The organism is Chitinophaga eiseniae, from assembly GCF_900167135.1.
Lineage (GTDB): Bacteria > Bacteroidota > Bacteroidia > Chitinophagales > Chitinophagaceae > Chitinophaga > Chitinophaga eiseniae.
Genome location: NZ_FUWZ01000015.1, coordinates 1 through 17642, shown reverse-complemented (window position 1 = coordinate 17642; position 17642 = coordinate 1). Strand labels below are relative to the sequence as shown.

10 protein-coding genes are annotated in these 17642 nt (G+C 51.5%); 1 reads left to right on the top strand and 9 read right to left on the bottom strand.

Annotated elements, in window-relative coordinates:
* The 6 genes from B5D63_RS34355 to B5D63_RS34330 form a co-directional block, all read right to left on the bottom strand.
* Nucleotides 1–1923, bottom strand: a 1923-nt coding sequence (locus B5D63_RS34355; protein ID WP_143313365.1) for a condensation domain-containing protein, incomplete at its 3' end; no start/stop codon positions are given.
* Nucleotides 1923–8894, bottom strand: a complete 6972-nt coding sequence (locus tag B5D63_RS34350) for a non-ribosomal peptide synthetase (protein ID WP_078673423.1) — start codon at nucleotides 8892–8894, stop codon at nucleotides 1923–1925. The genes B5D63_RS34355 and B5D63_RS34350, both read right to left, overlap by 1 nt.
* 36 nt (nucleotides 8895–8930) lie before the next feature.
* Nucleotides 8931–9149: a hypothetical protein gene (locus B5D63_RS34345; RefSeq protein WP_143313363.1), complete on the bottom strand. Its 219-nt coding sequence runs from the start codon at nucleotides 9147–9149 to the stop codon at nucleotides 8931–8933.
* 48 nt (nucleotides 9150–9197) lie between these two features.
* Nucleotides 9198–10826: an MBL fold metallo-hydrolase gene (locus tag B5D63_RS34340; RefSeq protein ID WP_235021705.1), complete on the bottom strand. Its 1629-nt coding sequence runs from the start codon at nucleotides 10824–10826 to the stop codon at nucleotides 9198–9200.
* 249 nt (nucleotides 10827–11075) lie between these two features.
* Complete coding sequence (locus tag B5D63_RS34335) at nucleotides 11076–12632, bottom strand: lanthionine synthetase LanC family protein (RefSeq protein ID WP_078673420.1); 1557 nt, start codon at nucleotides 12630–12632, stop codon at nucleotides 11076–11078.
* A gap of 13 nt (nucleotides 12633–12645) precedes the next feature.
* On the bottom strand, nucleotides 12646–13545 hold the full coding sequence (locus B5D63_RS34330; protein ID WP_078673419.1) for a DUF6734 family protein: 900 nt from the start codon (nucleotides 13543–13545) through the stop codon (nucleotides 12646–12648).
* Nucleotides 13546–13630: 85 nt separating this feature from the next.
* Here B5D63_RS34330 and B5D63_RS34325 point away from each other — a divergent pair, with 85 nt between their 5' ends.
* Nucleotides 13631–14641: a sulfotransferase gene (locus tag B5D63_RS34325; protein ID WP_078673418.1), complete on the top strand. Its 1011-nt coding sequence runs from the start codon at nucleotides 13631–13633 to the stop codon at nucleotides 14639–14641.
* A gap of 13 nt (nucleotides 14642–14654) precedes the next feature.
* On the opposite strand, the gene B5D63_RS34320 is transcribed toward B5D63_RS34325, so the two are convergent.
* From B5D63_RS34320 to B5D63_RS34310, 3 genes are all read right to left on the bottom strand, one after another.
* The gene (locus B5D63_RS34320) at nucleotides 14655–15251 is read right to left on the bottom strand and encodes a hypothetical protein (protein WP_078673417.1); all 597 of its coding nucleotides are present in this window, start codon (nucleotides 15249–15251) and stop codon (nucleotides 14655–14657) included.
* A gap of 42 nt (nucleotides 15252–15293) precedes the next feature.
* On the bottom strand, nucleotides 15294–16943 hold the full coding sequence (locus B5D63_RS34315) for a condensation domain-containing protein (RefSeq protein WP_078673416.1): 1650 nt from the start codon (nucleotides 16941–16943) through the stop codon (nucleotides 15294–15296).
* Between the two features lie 21 nt (nucleotides 16944–16964).
* A partial coding sequence (locus tag B5D63_RS34310; RefSeq protein ID WP_235021704.1) for a phosphopantetheine-binding protein occupies nucleotides 16965–17642 on the bottom strand: 678 nt, incomplete at its 5' end.

The window sequence follows — 17642 nt, the reverse complement described above, 5'->3', positions numbered from 1 at the left end:
TACCAGTCGTATACCCGCATCCGTTAGCATATGTACAATACGTTCTTCCGGGTAACCGGCGTCCAGCGGTACATAACCCGCTCCCGCCTTCCAGATGCCCAGCAGTCCGGAGACCAGTTCAGGGGAGCGTTCCCCCATCAGGCCCACCAGCTGTCCGGGTTTGACCTGTTGTTTTTCCCGCAGGTAATGCGCTATCCGGTTGGCCGCTTCATTCAGCTCGCGGTAGCTGACTTTCCGGCTGCCATGCACCAGTGCGACAGCCTCCGGGGTGGCGCGGGCCTGCGCCTCAAAAAGGTCGGGCGCCATCATAGCAGCCGGCAGTTGCGGCAACTGATGTATACCGCTGAAAGGTTCCAGCTGCTGCTGTGCCGCCGCCCCAATCCAGGACAAGCTGCTTAGTCGCTGACCGGGGTCGCCAACTGCGTGCAACATTAATTCCTGATAACAGTCAAACAGGTCCGATATATCCCGGTCATTGAAAATGTCCGTATTGTAAATGACTACCAGTTCCAGTCCGCCTGCGGCTTCCACAAAAGTGAAACTAACATCGAAGTGGCTGCCGGCCGTACGCATTCCTTCCGGCACAGATACCAGCAGGCCGTCGAATATGGCCTTTCTGTCATAGATATTGGCGGACGCCTGATTTTGCATCCCCACCAGGATATCGAACAAAGGTTGCCGGCCGGTATCCTTCGGAGGCGTAAGCCGCGCCACCAGCTTATCATAGGGATATGCCTGATGCCGGTATGCGTTTATCAGCACCGTCTTCTCCTTTCTCAACAAAGAAAGGAAGCTGTCAGAAGCCTCAAAACGGGTACGCAGTGCCAGGCTGTTGATATATAATCCGATCTGGTCTTCGAGTCCCGGATGTTCTCTTCCTGCCACCGGTGTACCCAGGATAATATCTTCCTGGCCCGTGTATTTAAAGAATAACGCATTCAAGCCTGCCAGCAGCCCCATAAACAGTGTGCATTCTTCCTTCACACAGAGGTCTTTCAGCTGGTTGAGCATCGGGGTTGACAACGGGCGGGCCAGCGAGGCGCCCCGGAATGTTCTGAGGGCAGGCCGTCTCTTTGCGAAAGGCAGTTCCAGTACCGGCAACGGTCCGGAAAACTGCTGCAGCCAATATTCTTCCTGTTGCAGAAAATAAGACTGCTGCTGCTCCGAATGCTGCCATTGTGCATAGTCTTTGTACTGCAGCGGCAAAGACGGCAATACGGGGCCATGGCCCTGCTTATAACAGTTGTAGGCCTGGATGATTTCCCGGGTCAATACCACCAGCGACCATCCATCGCTGATAATATGATGCATGGTATAAAAAAACGCATGCCGGGCCGCACCCAGCCTGACGATGCGCGTACGTAGCAACGGACCGCTTTCCAGGTCAAAAACAGTTTCCTGTTCCTCGTCAAACATAGCGGTTAATGCCGCCTCGTGGTTTGTCTCGTCAGACAGGTCGAAGATCTGCAGCGGCAGCGGAAATGCGTCATCCGGCAGAATATACTGCCGGATGTCTCCCGATTCGTTTTGCCTGAAAACAGTGCGCAGGCTTTCGTGCCGGCTGATGACAAAATCCAGCGCCCGGGAAAACACAGCGATATCCAGTTCCCCTTCAAACAACAGTACGCCGGGAATATTGTATGCCCTGGAGCCGGCTTCCGACTGGCTGAGAATCCAGAACCGCTGCTGCGCATGGCTTAGCGGGTAACTTTCCTGTTCCGGCGCAGGTATAATAACATCAGCTCTTCCTGCCTGGTCCAGTTTTTCTGACAACAATGCGATTAATGCGGGCTTTCTTTCACGCACTTCGGCCAGCACAAGCTCCGGGATGTCCTGTTCTGCTCTTAGGCGCAGCTGGCCATCCGACAGACTAACACTGACCCCTATACGCTTTAGGTAAAGGATAAATTTCGCTGTTTCCATTATATAATGATTTCCTTGCTATGATGATTATTGGTTGTAACCGAGGGTTCCCTTAAAGCGTGCAACAGCTTGATTTCCTGGGCCAGTTGCCGCACAGTGGGCCTTTTAAACAGTTCCCTCATATCTACTTTCACGTCGAACTGTTGCTGAACAGCATTTAATATCCGGATTACGCCAAGGCTGTGTCCTCCCAGTTCGAAGAAGCTGTCATTGACGCCTATTTCTTCCACGCCCAGTACTTCTTCCCAAATATTCACCAGGGTCGCCTCCATGTCATCTGCGGGAGGCTCTCCGGTTTTGTGGCTATGTACCTCCAGCGGCAGCATTTTTTCCAATGCCCGCCGGTCGGTTTTTCCATTGGGTGTAAGCGGCATCTGCGCGATGGCTATAATGTGGGCGGGCACCATATAGTCAGGCAACAGCCCCGCCAGGTGATCACGCAGCCGGGTGGCCACTTCATCGCCGACCGCCACCACATAAGCGACCAGCATAGTCCTGCCATCAGCGCCTTCCATAGGCAGCACCTCCGCTGCTTTAACAGATTCCTGCCGTAGCAGTACGCTTTCTATTTCTCCCGGCTCGATCCTGTTTCCCCGTATTTTTACCTGGTAGTCTTTTCTTCCATAAAATTCGATATTCCCATCCGGCAGGAACCTTCCGACGTCCCCTGTTTTGTACATTCTCTCCGAAGCAGCTTTACTGAAAGGGTTATCCATAAAGGCGCCTGCGGTTTTATCCGGATCGTTCAGGTACCCCCTGCCAACGCCAATGCCCGCCACATAAATCTCGCCGGCTACTCCCACGGGGCATAATTGCCGGTGGGCGTCGAGCACATAGATGTTCATGTTCCTTACCGGCTTCCCTATCGGGATATTATCCGTCAGCGGCGCTTCCGTCATAAAATGGTGGGTGATATCATCCGATGCTTCCGTAGGCCCGTAGGCGTTGACCATCGGCACATGCGGATAAAACTCAAACCACTTCCTTACCAATACCGCTTTGAGCGTTTCACCGGTAACAACAAGGTATTTCAATGACAGCACAGGTCTTTCTTCCTGCTGCGCCAGTAAATCCAGTAAGAGCGAAAGGTAAGACGGTACCACCTCCAGAATGGTAACTCCTTCCCGGCGTATCTTTTCCCAGCAGGCCAGCGGCTCAAATATCTCCTGATCGCTGTATATGACGGTCCTTCCTCCCGTTATCAGCGCCGCAAAAAACTGCCATACAGATATATCGAAACTCTGGGAAGCATTCTGGGCTACCACGCTGGCAGCCGACATCTCCATGCTTTCCGTTTTCGCATACAGGTGATTGAGCATTCCCTGATGCTCAATCATCACTCCCTTGGGTTCGCCGGTGGAACCGGAGGTAAATATCACATAGGCCAGATCGGCCGGCATAATGTGTACCGGCTTTGGTATATTTTCTTCGCCGTCTGCCGTCAAAAGATTTATCAGCGCCGCAAACCCGCCGGCCAGGACCTGGTATTTTTCATCGCAGATTACCGCAGCAGGACTGGAAGCATTTATAATTGCCTGTATCCGGGAGGCAGGATAATCAGGATCGACGGGCACATAGGCAGCGCCGCATTTCCAGATAGCAAGAATAGCTGCTACAAACAAGGAGGAACGGTCTGCCAGTATCATAACGAGGTCGCCCTTTTCCACGCCATAGGCGGTTTGCAGCCGGTAAGCCATATTGCCGGCCATTCTTTCCAGCATACGGTACGTGACGGTCCCTCTTTCATCCGTGACAGCAGGAGCATCCGGCTGCCCTTGCATATGCATTGCCAGTATATCCGGTACCGTTATAGTTTCATGTACCACAACGCTATTGTCGTTGAAAGTTTGCAGCAGTAGCTGCTTCTCCCCTTCACTGATATAATCCACCCTGCTCAACGGAACTCCGGCATCTTTCACCACAGCAGAGAGGAACTGCGCATAGTGGCCGGATAAGCGCACGATTTCTTCCCGTTCAAAAACGTCTGTATTGTAAGAGAGCGACAGCTGAATTCCCTCACTGGTTTCTGCGAAGGAAAAAGTAAGATCAAACTGGCTGGTTTCTGCTTTCAACCCATCGATATAGCTGGCCGTTAGCCCCTCCATTCCGTCATCTCCGCTATATATATTGGTGTTGCTCTGATTCTGTAATACCACCAATACATCAAACAAAGCTGAGCGGCTAATGTCCCTGTTCACCTTGCGTAATTCCAGCAACCGGTCAAACGGACATTCCTGGTTGCCATACGCTTCCAGCAACACTTCCTTTTCTTTCAATAACAAGTCCCGGAAACTCTGTGCAGCATTGAACCGTGTACGCAGCGGCAGCGTATTCAGATAGATCCCGATCTGGTTTTCGAGCTCCTGCTGTTCACGGCCTGCTACAGGTATGCCAACGATAATGTCTTCCTGTCCGCTGTAGCGGTAGAACAGGCCTTTGATAGCCGCCAGCAGCAGCATAAAAGGGGTAACCGCTTCCCGGTTGCAATACCGGTATAGTTCTTCCATATTGCCCTGCAGCAAGGTGACAGACAAGCTATCACCGTGATGGGTTTGTATCGGTGGGCGGGTCTTACCGGGAAAGAGGTCCAGCACCGGCAGGTCGCCTTCCAGCTGACGCATCCAGTAATCCTCCTGTTGCTGTAATTGGTCCAGCCGTGACTGTTGCCAGGCGGCGTAGTCCCGGTATTGTATTCTCAATGGCGGCAGATCGGGAAGTCTGCCATGTAACAAGGCATTATAAATGCTCACCACTTCTTTTGCAAGCACCTGCATAGACCAGCCATCGCTGATGATGTGGTGCATGGTATAAAAAAAAGCGTGGTTGTTGGGTCCTGTTTTTACCAATATGGTCCTCAGCAGCGGCCCCTGCCCGAGATCAAAAGGTCTCAGCTGCTCTTCTGCATAAATAGTTTTCAGTGCCTGCTCCGGCTGCGGTTCTCCGCTGATATCCCGATAGCTCCAGTTCAGCGTAATCTCTTCCGCCGGTTGTACGAACTGCATTACTTCTCCCGATGGTGTTTGCCGGAACACCGTCCGCAGGCTTTCATGCCTGCTTACTACGGTATGCAGAGCAGCCTTCAGCAGCGCTTCTTCCAGCGGTCCGTTTAACCGGAGCCCCATCGCCATATTATAAGCCAGGGAACTGTCGGTGAAGCGGCTGAGTACCCAAAAACGGAGCTGGGCATTGCTCAAAACATAGCACTCCGAAGGCGGCAGCGCGGGAATCTCTTCTACGGCCTGCTGTCCCGCCACTGCAATCAGGGCAGCCATTTCCGCCAGCCGGGGATGACTGAAAATATCTTTGATCTGAACATCGGCAGACCATTCTTTTCTGATCCGGCTGATCAGTTGTATCGCTTTCAGGCTATGGCCTCCCAGGTCAAAAAAGTGATCGTTGACACCGATGTTTTTCCGCTCGAGGACTTCCTCCCATATATGGGACAGGCGTTCCTCTGTTTCATTACGGGGAGCCAGGTAAGCGGCCGTTGTTCCCCGCAGCGCCGTCATATCCGGAGGAGGCAATTCGCCCGCGGCCACTTTTCCGTTGGCGTTCAGCGGAAACTGGTCCAGCAGCATCATTGCCTGTGGCTGCATGTATTCGGGCAAGAGTGTGGTCAACGCAGCGCTGACCATATCCACGTCCGTTCCCGGCAGCGCAGTAAAATACGCAGCCAGGCCTTTATCATTTCCCGGCAGGTCGATGACTGTTACCACCGCCTGGGTAACACCCGTCACCCGGCTGATGGCCGCCGCCACTTCCGCCGGTTCCACGCGGTGCCCGCGTATCTTCACCTGCTGATCCTTGCGGCCGAGGAAAGTAATTACGCCGTCCGGTCTGTAACGGCACATGTCGCCGGTGCGATAGAGGCGTTCTCCCGGAACAAAAGGATGCGGGATGAATTGTGTTTCCGTTAGTTCCGGGGCCTGAAGGTATCCGCGGGCCAGCCCGTCACCGCCGACATACAGCTCGCCGGCAAGGCCCAGCGGTAGCAACTGCCGGTTGGCATCCAGGATGTAACAGGTACTGTTGCTGACAGGAAGCCCGATGGGAATATCTTCCACGTCTTCATCCGTCACCTGCCACGTAGCAGAGAAAGTTGTATTTTCCGTAGGCCCGTAACCGTTAATCACCACCAGTGACGGATATAATGTTCGCAACTTCCCGATATGATGCGGAGACAAGCGATCGCCTCCTGCCAGGACCACGGCAAGGGTTGCAAACAGGCTTGCATCGGCGTCCACCAGTTGATTGAACCAGGATGCAGTGAACCACATCATCGTCACTGCCTCCTTTCTTACCAGGCGACCCAACAGCGTATAGTCGAGCAGCGTTTCCCTGCCGGTCAGCACCAAACGGCCGCCATTCAGCAACATTCCCCAATATTCAAACGTTACGGCATCGAATGACACTGCGCCGGTAGACAGCAGCACATCCTGTCCGGAGAAAGCTACAATTCCGGTATTCTTCACCAGTCGTACCACGCTCTGATGCGTCACCATCACCCCTTTCGGACGACCGGTCGAACCGGAGGTATACATCACATAGGCCAGATGAGCCGGGCCGGCCTGCCGGGCAGGGCGCCCTTCCCTGGCAGGTAAACTGTCCAGCTGCAGGTCCAGTGCCATTATATCTCCCTGATAATATTCAATCAGGTCAAATACGGCAGCAGAGTCAGTTATCAACAGCTGCACACTGGCGTCCTGTAGCAGCGCTCCTGCGCGGGCGGCAGGATAACTGCGGTCTACCGGCACATAGGCAGCCCCTGCTTTCAGAATGCCCAATATGCCGATCATCATCAGCGCTGATTTATCCATCATTACACCGATCAGCATATCCGGTTTCACGTGATAGCTGTCCATGAGGTGATGTGCCAGCCTGTTGGCCGCATCGTCCAATTCCCGGTAAGTCATTCGCTGGTCTTCATACACCAGGGCGACGGCGTCCGGGGTACTATCCGCCTGCGCCTCAAAAAGGTCTGCGATGGTTAGTGTTGACGGATAGGCGACTGCGGTATGATTAAATGTGTAGAGCTGTTGCTGTTCTTCTTCGTCAGATAAATATTTCAGGAAACAAATATGTTGTCCGGGGCAGGCGGTCACCTCCCGGAGAAGATTGAAAAAATGCGTAAACAAACGGTTGATGGTGGCCTCTTTGAAAAGCGCAGTATTGTATGTTATCTGCAGAAAAAGCTTACCATCCCTTTCTGTGAAGGTAAAGGTGAGGTCCACCTGGCTGGTTTGCAAAGCAAATTCCTGTGTGCCTCCGGTTGTTATGCCCTCAAGGTGGTCCGGCGTATTATCGAGCGTAATATTTTCCTGGTTTTGCATCACCACCATCACGTCGAATAAAGGCGACCTCCCGATATTTACGGGTGGCGCCAGTTTGTCCGTCAGCATATTGAACGGATAAGCCTGATGTTCATATGCGCCCAGCAGCGCCTCCTTGGCCTTCGTCAGCAACGAACTGAAGGAAGCGTCGCCCTGCGGTTGCATACGGAGGGGCAACGTATTCAGATATACGCCGATCTGGTCTTCCAGCGCCAGTTGTTCCCTCCCTCCCACCGGTGTCCCGATGATCATGTCTTCCTGGCCTGTATAGCGGAAAAGCAATGCAGACAATGCAGACAGGAGGCCGGTGAAGAGCGTGGTATTTTCCATGTGGCATAATTTCCGCAAAGCCGCCGCCGGTACGGCCGGCATCTCGCGAATCATACTATGGCCGCTAAAGGACTGTACCAACGGCCTTGGATAATCGAGCGGCAGTTCCGTCACCGGTAATTCACCACTCAGTTGATTCATCCAGTAATGCTCCAGGGCAGCCAGTGTATCGCCTTGCAGGTATTGCTCCTGCCAGTGGGCATAATCTTTATATTGTATGTCCAGGCGCGGCAGCTCCGGCAAAGCGGATACCCGCAGTGCGTTATAAGCGGCCGTTACGTCCCTCAGCAATACCAGCATAGACCATCCATCGCTAATAATATGATGCATGGTGTAAAAGAGCACATGTTCATCATCACCGGTCTTTACCACCGTCAACCTGAACAAGGGAGCAGTGCTGAGGTCAAAAACAGCCAGCTGTTCGTGATCGCCGATAGCACGCAGCGCCGCGCCGGTATCGGGGCTACCGGTGATATCCTCGTAACGCGGCGCACATGCCACCTCCCAGACCGGCAGCACATACTGACGGACATCTCCTGCTTCATTAAGCCGGAATACGGTCCTCAGGCTTTCATGCCTGTTTAATACAAACGAGAGTGCCCGTTGCAGCGCCTTTTTATCCAGCTGTCCTTTCAACGTACATACGTTAGCGATATGGTAAGCCCGGGAGCGTTCCTCGAACTGGCTAAGCATCCAGAAACGGCGCTGGGCGTGGCTGAGAGGATAGCTGCTCTGATGCGGCGCGCGAACGATGCCACTTTCGCGGCTGGTGGCGGCTTTCTCCAGGAACGCAGCCTGGGCGGCAATGGTCGTATGTGTAAAAACATCTTTCATTTGAAGCGACAGCCCCATCAGCTGGCGTACGCGCGCAAAGAGCTGCACCGCTTTAAGGCTGTGTCCTCCGGAGCGGAAAAAATCGTCGTGGATGCTGATCTCCTGTTTTCCCAATACGCTCCGCCAGATATCGAGCAACTGCTGCTCAAATGTGCTACGCGGTGTTTCAAAGGTTGTTGCGGCCGGATCCGGCAGGGCACTAACGGTATCGGTTATATGATTATCTGTCAGCAACTCGAGGCGGCCGGTGTCCAGCCATCGTCCGGTATCACCGGTCCTGCAAAGCCATGCGCCTTTCCGGAAAGGGTCCGGCGTGGGGCTATGTGCAGGGCCGCCGGGAAAATATTTTTCTATCGCGGACAAATGGTCGTAGCCGACACATATCTTCCCTGCGACACCGACAGGCACCAGCAGGTCATGTTCATCCAGTATATAAATGCGTAGGTTGTGGGCGGTGTTTTCGATACTCACCTTCATACTTTTTATTTTCAACAAAAGAGGTTAACCTGTGGCTCATTTGGCTGCGGGCGGTTCTTCAGGGGAAGCCGCCGGCCCGGAGGCTTGCGCCTCCGGATGCCCACAGTAAATCATCATCTCCTCGTCTGTAAACGAGGGTAACTGCCGGGGCATATCTTCCCCCAGCTGTGCATTGTATTCGGAAAAAAACTCCTTCATATATGCAAAGTGTGCCCTGACCCTGTCCATCAGGGATTCCATTTTTTGTTTTGCCATAAATCTGTTGGAATTAAGGGGAAAAGGGAGCCGTGGCTGATAGTGCTTCTATAATACGGGGTGTGCGGTTGCGGGAGACTTGTGTTTGTTATACAGTATTTCTTTTTCACCGAACAGGCGTTCAGCGGCGAGGCCTTTTTCTTTGCATTCGCTGATCAGCTTATTGGAGGCCACGATAGGGTTGGATTCATCGGTGTATTTGATGCTGCTGATAAACTCCAGCCAGGGTTCCTGGCCCATAGCGTATACGTATAATTCTGCCGGCTGAAAGATATCGACAATGGCGCTTCCTCTTTCGAAATTAGATCCGGCAAGCCTTCTGGAAGCATCCATATCCCTGGGAAGGTCCCTGGTAAGTAACGGTCCGTACAGCCAGCTTAGCGGCGCACCGTCACATTCCATGCCCAGGAACAATACATCGAGATTACCTATTTCCTTTTGCACGTGTTCATACAGGCGGGGTTCCACCACACATGAATCTGCCGCGAACATGATTTTAAAATCGTTTATCTGCAGGTAGTGACAGATCTTCGTACTAATGCTGAGATCGGAGTGTTCTCCGAAGAAAGGAATACCGGTGATGGTACAATCACCCATTTCCAGGGTACCCATTTCCTCCAGCTCCAGTACATTTTTAAAACCGGTTTGTTGCAACACCATCTTCAGGTTGGGGTCCTGCAATTGCCCATAGCCGCCCCGGGGGACCACTATATTCCTGATCCGGTGACGCAACGGCAGCAACGTTTCAAACAATATATGGTCCTGATGGTTATGGGTGATTAGGACATAATCAATTACAGGCGGCAAATGCATATCGGAAAAACGGGCGAGCTCCGTATTGTATCCGTAATAGCTAATAAGCGGGTCAACCAGTATGCTCACCTCTTTTGTTTCTATGAGGATGCAGGCATGCCCGAAATAGCGCATCCTGATCTTGTCGCCTTCATAGCGCTGGTATGGAGGAGGCGCATCTTTTGTGAAAAAGGTTTCCAGCAGCGCTTCGTCCTCTTTGGAAACATTCAGCAGTTCTTTCAGGTAGCTGATCGTGTTAGGCGTATGTTTCATACGGGCTATTTCGTCGATCAGTCGGTCATTGAAAGCTACCGGCAGGTGAAGCACGTTGGGCTCGTCCAGCCGGGGAGTACTGAGCACAAAAGGTCTTTCATCGTTTTCTGTGACCCATAGCGCGATACTCTGGAATTGTTCCTGGTAGTATTTGCTTTTATAGAGCAGGGACTCCACGATGCGGAATGACGGCTGGTTGTTCAGGTCATAGTTAAGTTCCACATATCCTTTGAGAATATCCGGCACTTTGGCGTACAGCGGTTCCAGGGAATATCCTTTGGCATGTTCTTTCAGCAACTGATCGAGCTCTTTTAATGCGTCGGAGAGCGCTACCAGGTCCTGCTGGGATGACAATGTATCCTCCCGCAGCGCGCGTACTTCTTCCACCCTGTTTCGCCCGAAGTCCATAAACGGTCCACCTTTCATTTTGGGGTTACGTACGGCTTCCATGTGTATCTGTGGCGCCTGTATATACGAATTGATGATCTTCATATGGCGGCCGGTAACATTTCGCGCGGCAGTCGCTGGTGGAATGAGGTATGACCACGCATACCATCTTTTAAATAATGGTTCGATCACCAGATTTGGCTTGAGATAATACAAATCTTCCATCATGGCATATGCAATTGAATGAGTAAATTTTTATGTTGGGAAACCCGGATGTGCAAGGGAAATAGGGTAACCGGGAAAGACAGAGCTAACGCTACAGTAAAAACGTCTTTGCGCTACTGCAAGTTGAAAATCAATGATTAAAAAAGGGTGTCAGGTTTACAAAGTTGCTTCGGAATTGTATTTCAATTTATGCAATAAAATTAGAAAAAAGAAGCTTTTCAAAATAATTTACTACGATATAATTACGAATCAGGTTGCGACCAGAATACCTTCCGCCATATGGAGCCGTGCGCCATCGATCACCAGGTTTACTATTTTCCCGAAGAGCTGTTCATCGTCGGTCACATAGTAGTGATCTTTGAGCAACGCCAATGCAGGCGCCGGCTGCTGCTGTATAAACGTTACAATGCGTTGTGCCGCTTCCCTGATGGTAACGGGCTGGTCAAACTGTTCGAATACCAGCCTGATAATTCCAGGATTGATATCCTGTAAGGTATCGTCAAGGGAAAGATAACAAATACAGAAACGCGCACCGTAATGCTGGAAAAATGATGCAAACTCGGGTACGGTGAGCACGCGGGACAGGTCCATCGTTTCCTCCCAGCTGCGTGTCCTCACACTGGGAGCATGGACAAGCCGCAGTGATAAAAACCGCTCGGTGCTCAGCGGCATCTGCGCCTCCAGCTGTTCTACGCCCGCTTCGTCATCCGCCACCGGACGGCATCTAAATCCCAGTGAACGCCTGACGGACAGGATAAACTGTTCTCTTTCAAATTCCACCCTGACAGCTGTTACATCGGTATGCTCCTCCACCGCTGCCAGCCAGCCTTCTATGTATTTTTCAAATGCCGCGATATCCGGTATTCCATATTCACTGTAATACGCCTGGAGGACATTCGGCCGCAGCGATTTCAACAACGAACATGTCCGGCGGAAGGCCGATTGCAAGTATGCATCCAGTATGTCGTATCCCTCCGGCCCGAAAACGGACCGTAGCGGCAATCCTTCCGGCAGGCCACCATCGCCGTTTTCGGTTTCCATTATCTGCATATACTTCAGCAGAAAGAACCCTTCCCCATACGGCGCCTCGCTGCCCGGACACCCGGCACTTACGGGATCTGCCTGATAATCCGCTTCATATTCCAGTGCTTTGGCAGCCAGCGCCTCCAGTATGCCGGACGAAAAATAACGACTGACTTCCGACAGTACCAGCGCGATACCGGCAGCGCCATTTTTGAAGCCTGTGTTGGCACCTTCACAATTAGTGGCATTTCCCCAGTGGATTCCTTTTCTCCCCTGCTTTGCACGGAAGGCAAGTTGCAGCACAATCTTTTCCAGCCCTTCCAGTATTTCCGGGTCCTGCGTTTCCTTGTACACATGCAGCAGCACCAGCAGGATACCAGCCAGCCCCGTGGCAACACCGCTGGTAGCAATGATGCTATACCGGAAGGATTCTCCCTGCAGGTAATCCATCGCTATCTGCCTCGCCTCCTGCAACCATTGGCTTTCTCCGCTGGTCCTGTATAGCCCGAGATAAAACCAGGCGATGCCCATCCGCCCGCCATAAAGCGTATAATTATAGCCAGGGGATTCCTGGTAAGTTTTTAATTGTGCGGCCAACGTTATCAGATCGTTCCATACCGCCTGCTCACCGGTGCGCCGGAACAGCTCCAGCATAAAAGCACACTTGGCAGGCACCACTTTTTTAATATCCGCACCCGTCAGTGGTGCTTCCATCCGATCTATAGACTGACAGATCCGGTATGCTGCCGGCGACACTCCTGCCGCTGTATTCAATATTTCCATGCGTTTAACTTTTTTAGATTTCAGAAGATGCAACCAGTTCCTGGATGCGATAATAATATTCGGGATAACGGTGCTTCAATTCCCGCGACAGCATATTGCACACATGTCTGATCTGTTTGAAAACACCCAGGCAGTGTACAAAATTCTTATTCGGCAATGCCTCATGGAAATAACCGATATAGTTAGGGAAGTCAATCACATCGGGGAAGAGGTAGGTGACCTCCCGCTGCTGTGCCTGCGCCATCCAGTAAAAAAACACCTGTTCATATACCACATTGATGTAAGTACTGTTCATATGCATCATATGATGGTCCAGGTGTTCTTCGTTCTGTTTCAGGAAGTGAAACACCTCTGCTGTGTACTCCTGGAAAAAAGCGATATCTGATCCGCCCAGAATGCCTGCGTTACTGCATTCTATGATTTTCTTGCCGTACAGCTCCCTGATACCCGGACGTATATACGGGAATTTATCACAGATATCATTAAACGTAGCGGCGTAGGAAGATGCAGCACCTTCCAGGTTCTGCGCCGCCAGCGGGGCAGACATCACCCTGTCCTCGAAAGGTTGCCAGATAAACACATCATTATCTACGTGCAGAAACGGCCGGTCCTGTATACTATAGGTATACACCTTCCCCAATGCCCATAGTCCGGGGTTATAGTTATCCAGCTTATCCATGACAACACGCACGTTCGTGTAGGGAAGTCCGATCTTGTCTATCAGCATCAGCTTACCAAGATCATCTGTTACCAGTTCGACTTCGTCATAAAAACTACGTAGCTGCAAACAGGAAAGCGCCCAGCTGAAATAGTTGTATTTCCTCGAAGGCCAGCCGCCATTGAGCCTTGTATCCTTGAGTAAATCAGGAGACCTGAGAAAAGGTTTGGTCCAGAAACTTTGTACAATTTTCATAAGTTGTTGTATTCTTTTTTCATTTTTATTACCTTAATTAAATCTTATTCGAATAACTGTTTTTAACTCTTCAACCTTTTCCAACATGACCCTCCAGCAATCACTCAAAAAGAAACGGTACCTCCTGCACAAAATCTACGAGCACTACCGGTTTGTAAAACCCTACATGGCCAGGAACAAAAAAGGCGGACACACCAACACAGTCACCAACATCAGTATCTTTTCAGAACCCAGGGGCGGTTCTACCTGGATGGCCTCCCTGCTTACCAGGCTGCCACAAAGCGTACTGGTCTTCGAACCTATGTTTCTCATCCCTGCTTACCGCGAGATTAAACCCGTGCAGTTTGTATTCAATCAATACATACCGGAAGAAGCAGCATGGCCGGAAGCCACAGAGTACTTCAGAAAGCTCTATCACCAGGAGATTGACTCATTCTCGTCACTCAGACTTTATTACAGCAACAAAAGCCTGCGCGACATCCGTAACAGCCGGTACTTCATCTACAAGGATGTCAACAGTAACATGCTGTTGCCCTGGCTTACCAGGCAATTCGATATCAACCCCATATACCTGCTGCGTCATCCCTGCGCGGTTATTAGTTCTCAACTAAAATACCGGCACTGGGATTATATACAACAAGATCTGAGAGCCTATTTCCCTGATCCTAAAGACAGGCACCAGGAGCTGTTCGAACAATACAAAGATGTTATTGGTAAAATATCGAAGCCGGAGGAACGGCTTGCTGCAGAATGGGCCTTACACAATGTTGTTCCGTTAAAACACCCGGAAAACAACCGCCGGTGGATAACGGTATCCTACGAGAAATTATATAACGAACCTGAAACTGAACTGGAGAATATATTCAGCAGACTGGGGGTTGACATGCCTGCTGAAATATATTCCGCTATCCGGAAGCCCAGTTTCACTACTATCAACAGTTCCAAATCACTTATCGAGCAGGGAGGCCAGCTGGCTGCTTGGAAGCAGTCGCTGACCACAGCGCAGGTCCGCAACATCCTGCAAATCGTTCGTGAATTCGGTATAGACATTTATGATGAATCACCGGAACCCGATTATAGCCGGATTTATGTTTAAATCCGCGAGCGCATTATTTACACTGCACGCTCAGTAATTTTTCAAACTGCTGCCATAACGGATCGTTGGATTTCTTTGGCGACACTTCAAAATAGATTCCGGTATGATTATCTTTCTTACACCTGAACAAATGGATCACGCAGTTCAGCGTGATGGGCTCCAGGGCCATGTAGTCCAGCATATCGACAGTTCCTGAATAGGTGGCTGCATATCCGGACGCAGTTGCCACTTTCCGGATAGCTACTTTTGTTGGCACCACTTTATCGGCAGGAATATTCCGCTTGGTAATATTACGTCCCACCAAACCGCCATAATACGCCTCCAGGTCACGCTGCAATGTGGCTTCGCTGATTTCCGGCATCCCTTCCAGCCACCATACAAATGCATAGGACCAATGTTCTTCGCCGGGAGCGCCCCACCCCGGAGTGAACCGCAACTCCTCTTTTCCTTTATAAGGGATCGTCGGCGCAAAGTCGATGGGAATCGGAAATGTCTCGGTGGTCCATCCGGACGGAATGTCGAACTTATAAGGCGCTGCCGGTTGCTGTTGCGCGCAGGCGGTGAATAACGACAAAAAGGTTAAACACAACAAATATAACGGGAATTTCATCTGATATTTTTTTAGCCGGTGAATAATAACAAATATAGTTTTTTATCCGGCTGTTTCTGCCAGCTGTATTTGTTGCTTTGCCATAAAATAATCGGCGGCCGCATGTCCGGCCTGAGCTATCAGCGCCTGTTTTTCATTCTCCGTCAGATAATCCGCTTTGCCCACGGCATGATCAGGCGACTGTAACAGGACTTCCAGCAACTTTTCCAGGTGATCGCCCATCCTGTAAATGCTGGCCGGCAGGTAAATATCGCTGTTGTATTCTATGGTGAGCATGAGACCTGTCGCTGTTTCCACAAAATCAAACGACAGGTCAAACTTACTGGTATTCGGGGCTAACGGCAGGTCGTATAAGGTTACGTTCAACTGGTCCGTCACTCCCGCTTTCTTCTCCGCCAGCGGCGTTGCGTCCTGTAAAACCACCAATACGTCAAACAGAGGATGACGGCTGGCGTCGCGGGCTGCTCCGAGCGTTTTTACCAATTCATCGAAGGGGTAATCCTGGTATTTGTATGCACCTGACAGGGTTTGCTTCATTCCGGCCAACAGCTGCCGGAAACCATTCTCCGCATCCAGTGGCAAACGCAATGCGATTGTGTTTACATAAAAGCCTATTTGATCTTCGAGGTCAACATGCGTTCTTCCGGCCACCAGCGTACCCAACACCGTCTCCCGCTGACCGGTATACCGGGAAAGAAGCACCTGTACTATGGCGAGCAGGCCTGCAAAAAGCGTGGTGCCACTTTCCTGTGTCAGCGTCTTCAGAGGCTGTATCAACCGGTGACTGATTTCTTTCCGGACCGTTCCGCCATGATAAGTTTTTGTCTCCGGCCGCGGGCGGTCGCCCCGTAAGCGCAGTACAGGAACCCCTTGTTCAAATTGTGAAAGCCAGTATGCCCTGTGCTCATCAAAACCGCCATGCAGCAATTGCTGCTGTTGCCACGACGCGTAGTCTTTGTATTGTATCTTCAACGGCGTAGCGGCCGGTACGCTGTTGCTTTCAGCAAAATAAAACTGCATCAGCTCCTGCATTAGTATATTCATAGACCATGCATCGCTGATAATATGGTGTATGACCGCCAGCAATGTCCATTGGTCGTCGTCTGTCCTGTACAGCCCCGCCCGAAGCAATGGAGGTGTTGTCAACAGAAACGGGACCATCAGCGTTTCGTTTAGCCGTTTCCGGATTTCCTCATCTTTGTCATGCCTGTCGCGCAGATCATCCTGCAACAGTGAGAAACCGCTATGCGCTGCAGGAAGCACCACCTGCACCGGCTCGCCGTCTTCCTGCACCCGGAACACGGTCCTCAGTATTTCATGTCTTTCAATCAGCCGCTGAAAGGCTTTTTCGAGGGCCTGCACTACCAGTGTTCCTTCAAAACGATATCCGACAGCAATATGATAGGCGGTATCGCCGGCTTCCAGTTGTGACAATATCCACAGCCTCCGTTGTGAGGAAGATAGCGGATAGGAAGTCGCCATCGGGGCAGGCTGAATGGTGATATCTTCCTGCCGCACAACCTGCCGGATATAGGCTATCAGGGCCTCTTTATTGTCTTTAATCAACTGCCTGAGCTGTTCGTCGATAATGCCCCGGGCCGCTTCCACCTGGAGCCGTTCTCCGTTCAGCGAGATGCGGACGTTCCGCGCTCTCAAGGTATCCAGTATATTCTTTATCGCTGTTGTTGCCATTGTCTTTTTTTATAGGGGTGTTTAAAAGATTATTTTTTCATTTTCTTCCTGGTCCTGCATCACCGGTTCTTTATCTGCCTCTTTTAACCAGAGCGTCGTACCGGCCCAGTCAGCCATTTCCGCCACAGTAGGATGGCTGAATACGTCAATAATTCCCATGCCCAGCGACCAGCGTTTATTTATTTGTGCGACCAGCCTTATGGCTTTGAGGCTTTGTCCGCCCTGTTCAAAAAAATCGTCATGGATACCGATCCTTTCTTTTGCCAGTACGGTTTGCCATATGTCACTAAACGCCTGCTCCAGCTCATTCCGGGGAGCCACGTAAACGGTAGCCGGCTTCAGGCCCTGCGCCCATGGCTCCGGCAATTGCTTCCTGTCAGTTTTACCATTAGGCGTGAGCGGGAAGGAGGTCAGTTTCACATAGTGGCCCGGCAGCATGTAGGCAGGTAGGGTGCGCGACAAATGTGCCTGCAGAGAAGGCGGCGATATTGGTGCTGCCGTTACCAGGTAGGCCACCAATACGTGATCGCCAGCAGGATCTTTCCTGACCATCACCAGCGCTCTTTCCACGCCGGGGTACTGTTGCAGGGCGGCTTCAATTTCCCCGGGCTCTATGCGGTGGCCGCGTACTTTCACCTGGTCATCCAGGCGGCCCAGGCATTCCAGGCGGCCGTCAGGCAGCCACCGCGCCAGGTCGCC

Excerpts from the sequence above, each read along its gene's own strand:
- B5D63_RS34330 (WP_078673419.1), bottom strand. The coding sequence starts at position 13,545 with ATGAAAATTGTACAAAGTTTCTGGACCAAACCTTTTCTCAGGTCTCCT.
- B5D63_RS34340 (WP_235021705.1), bottom strand. The coding sequence starts at position 10,826 with ATGGAAGATTTGTATTATCTCAAGCCAAATCTGGTGATCGAACCATTA.
- B5D63_RS34335 (WP_078673420.1), bottom strand. The coding sequence starts at position 12,632 with ATGGAAATATTGAATACAGCGGCAGGAGTGTCGCCGGCAGCATACCGG.
- B5D63_RS34325 (WP_078673418.1), top strand. The coding sequence starts at position 13,631 with ATGACCCTCCAGCAATCACTCAAAAAGAAACGGTACCTCCTGCACAAA.
- B5D63_RS34345 (WP_143313363.1), bottom strand. The coding sequence starts at position 9,149 with ATGGCAAAACAAAAAATGGAATCCCTGATGGACAGGGTCAGGGCACAC.
- B5D63_RS34320 (WP_078673417.1), bottom strand. The coding sequence starts at position 15,251 with ATGAAATTCCCGTTATATTTGTTGTGTTTAACCTTTTTGTCGTTATTC.
- B5D63_RS34315 (WP_078673416.1), bottom strand. The coding sequence starts at position 16,943 with ATGGCAACAACAGCGATAAAGAATATACTGGATACCTTGAGAGCGCGG.
- B5D63_RS34350 (WP_078673423.1), bottom strand. The coding sequence starts at position 8,894 with ATGAAGGTGAGTATCGAAAACACCGCCCACAACCTACGCATTTATATA.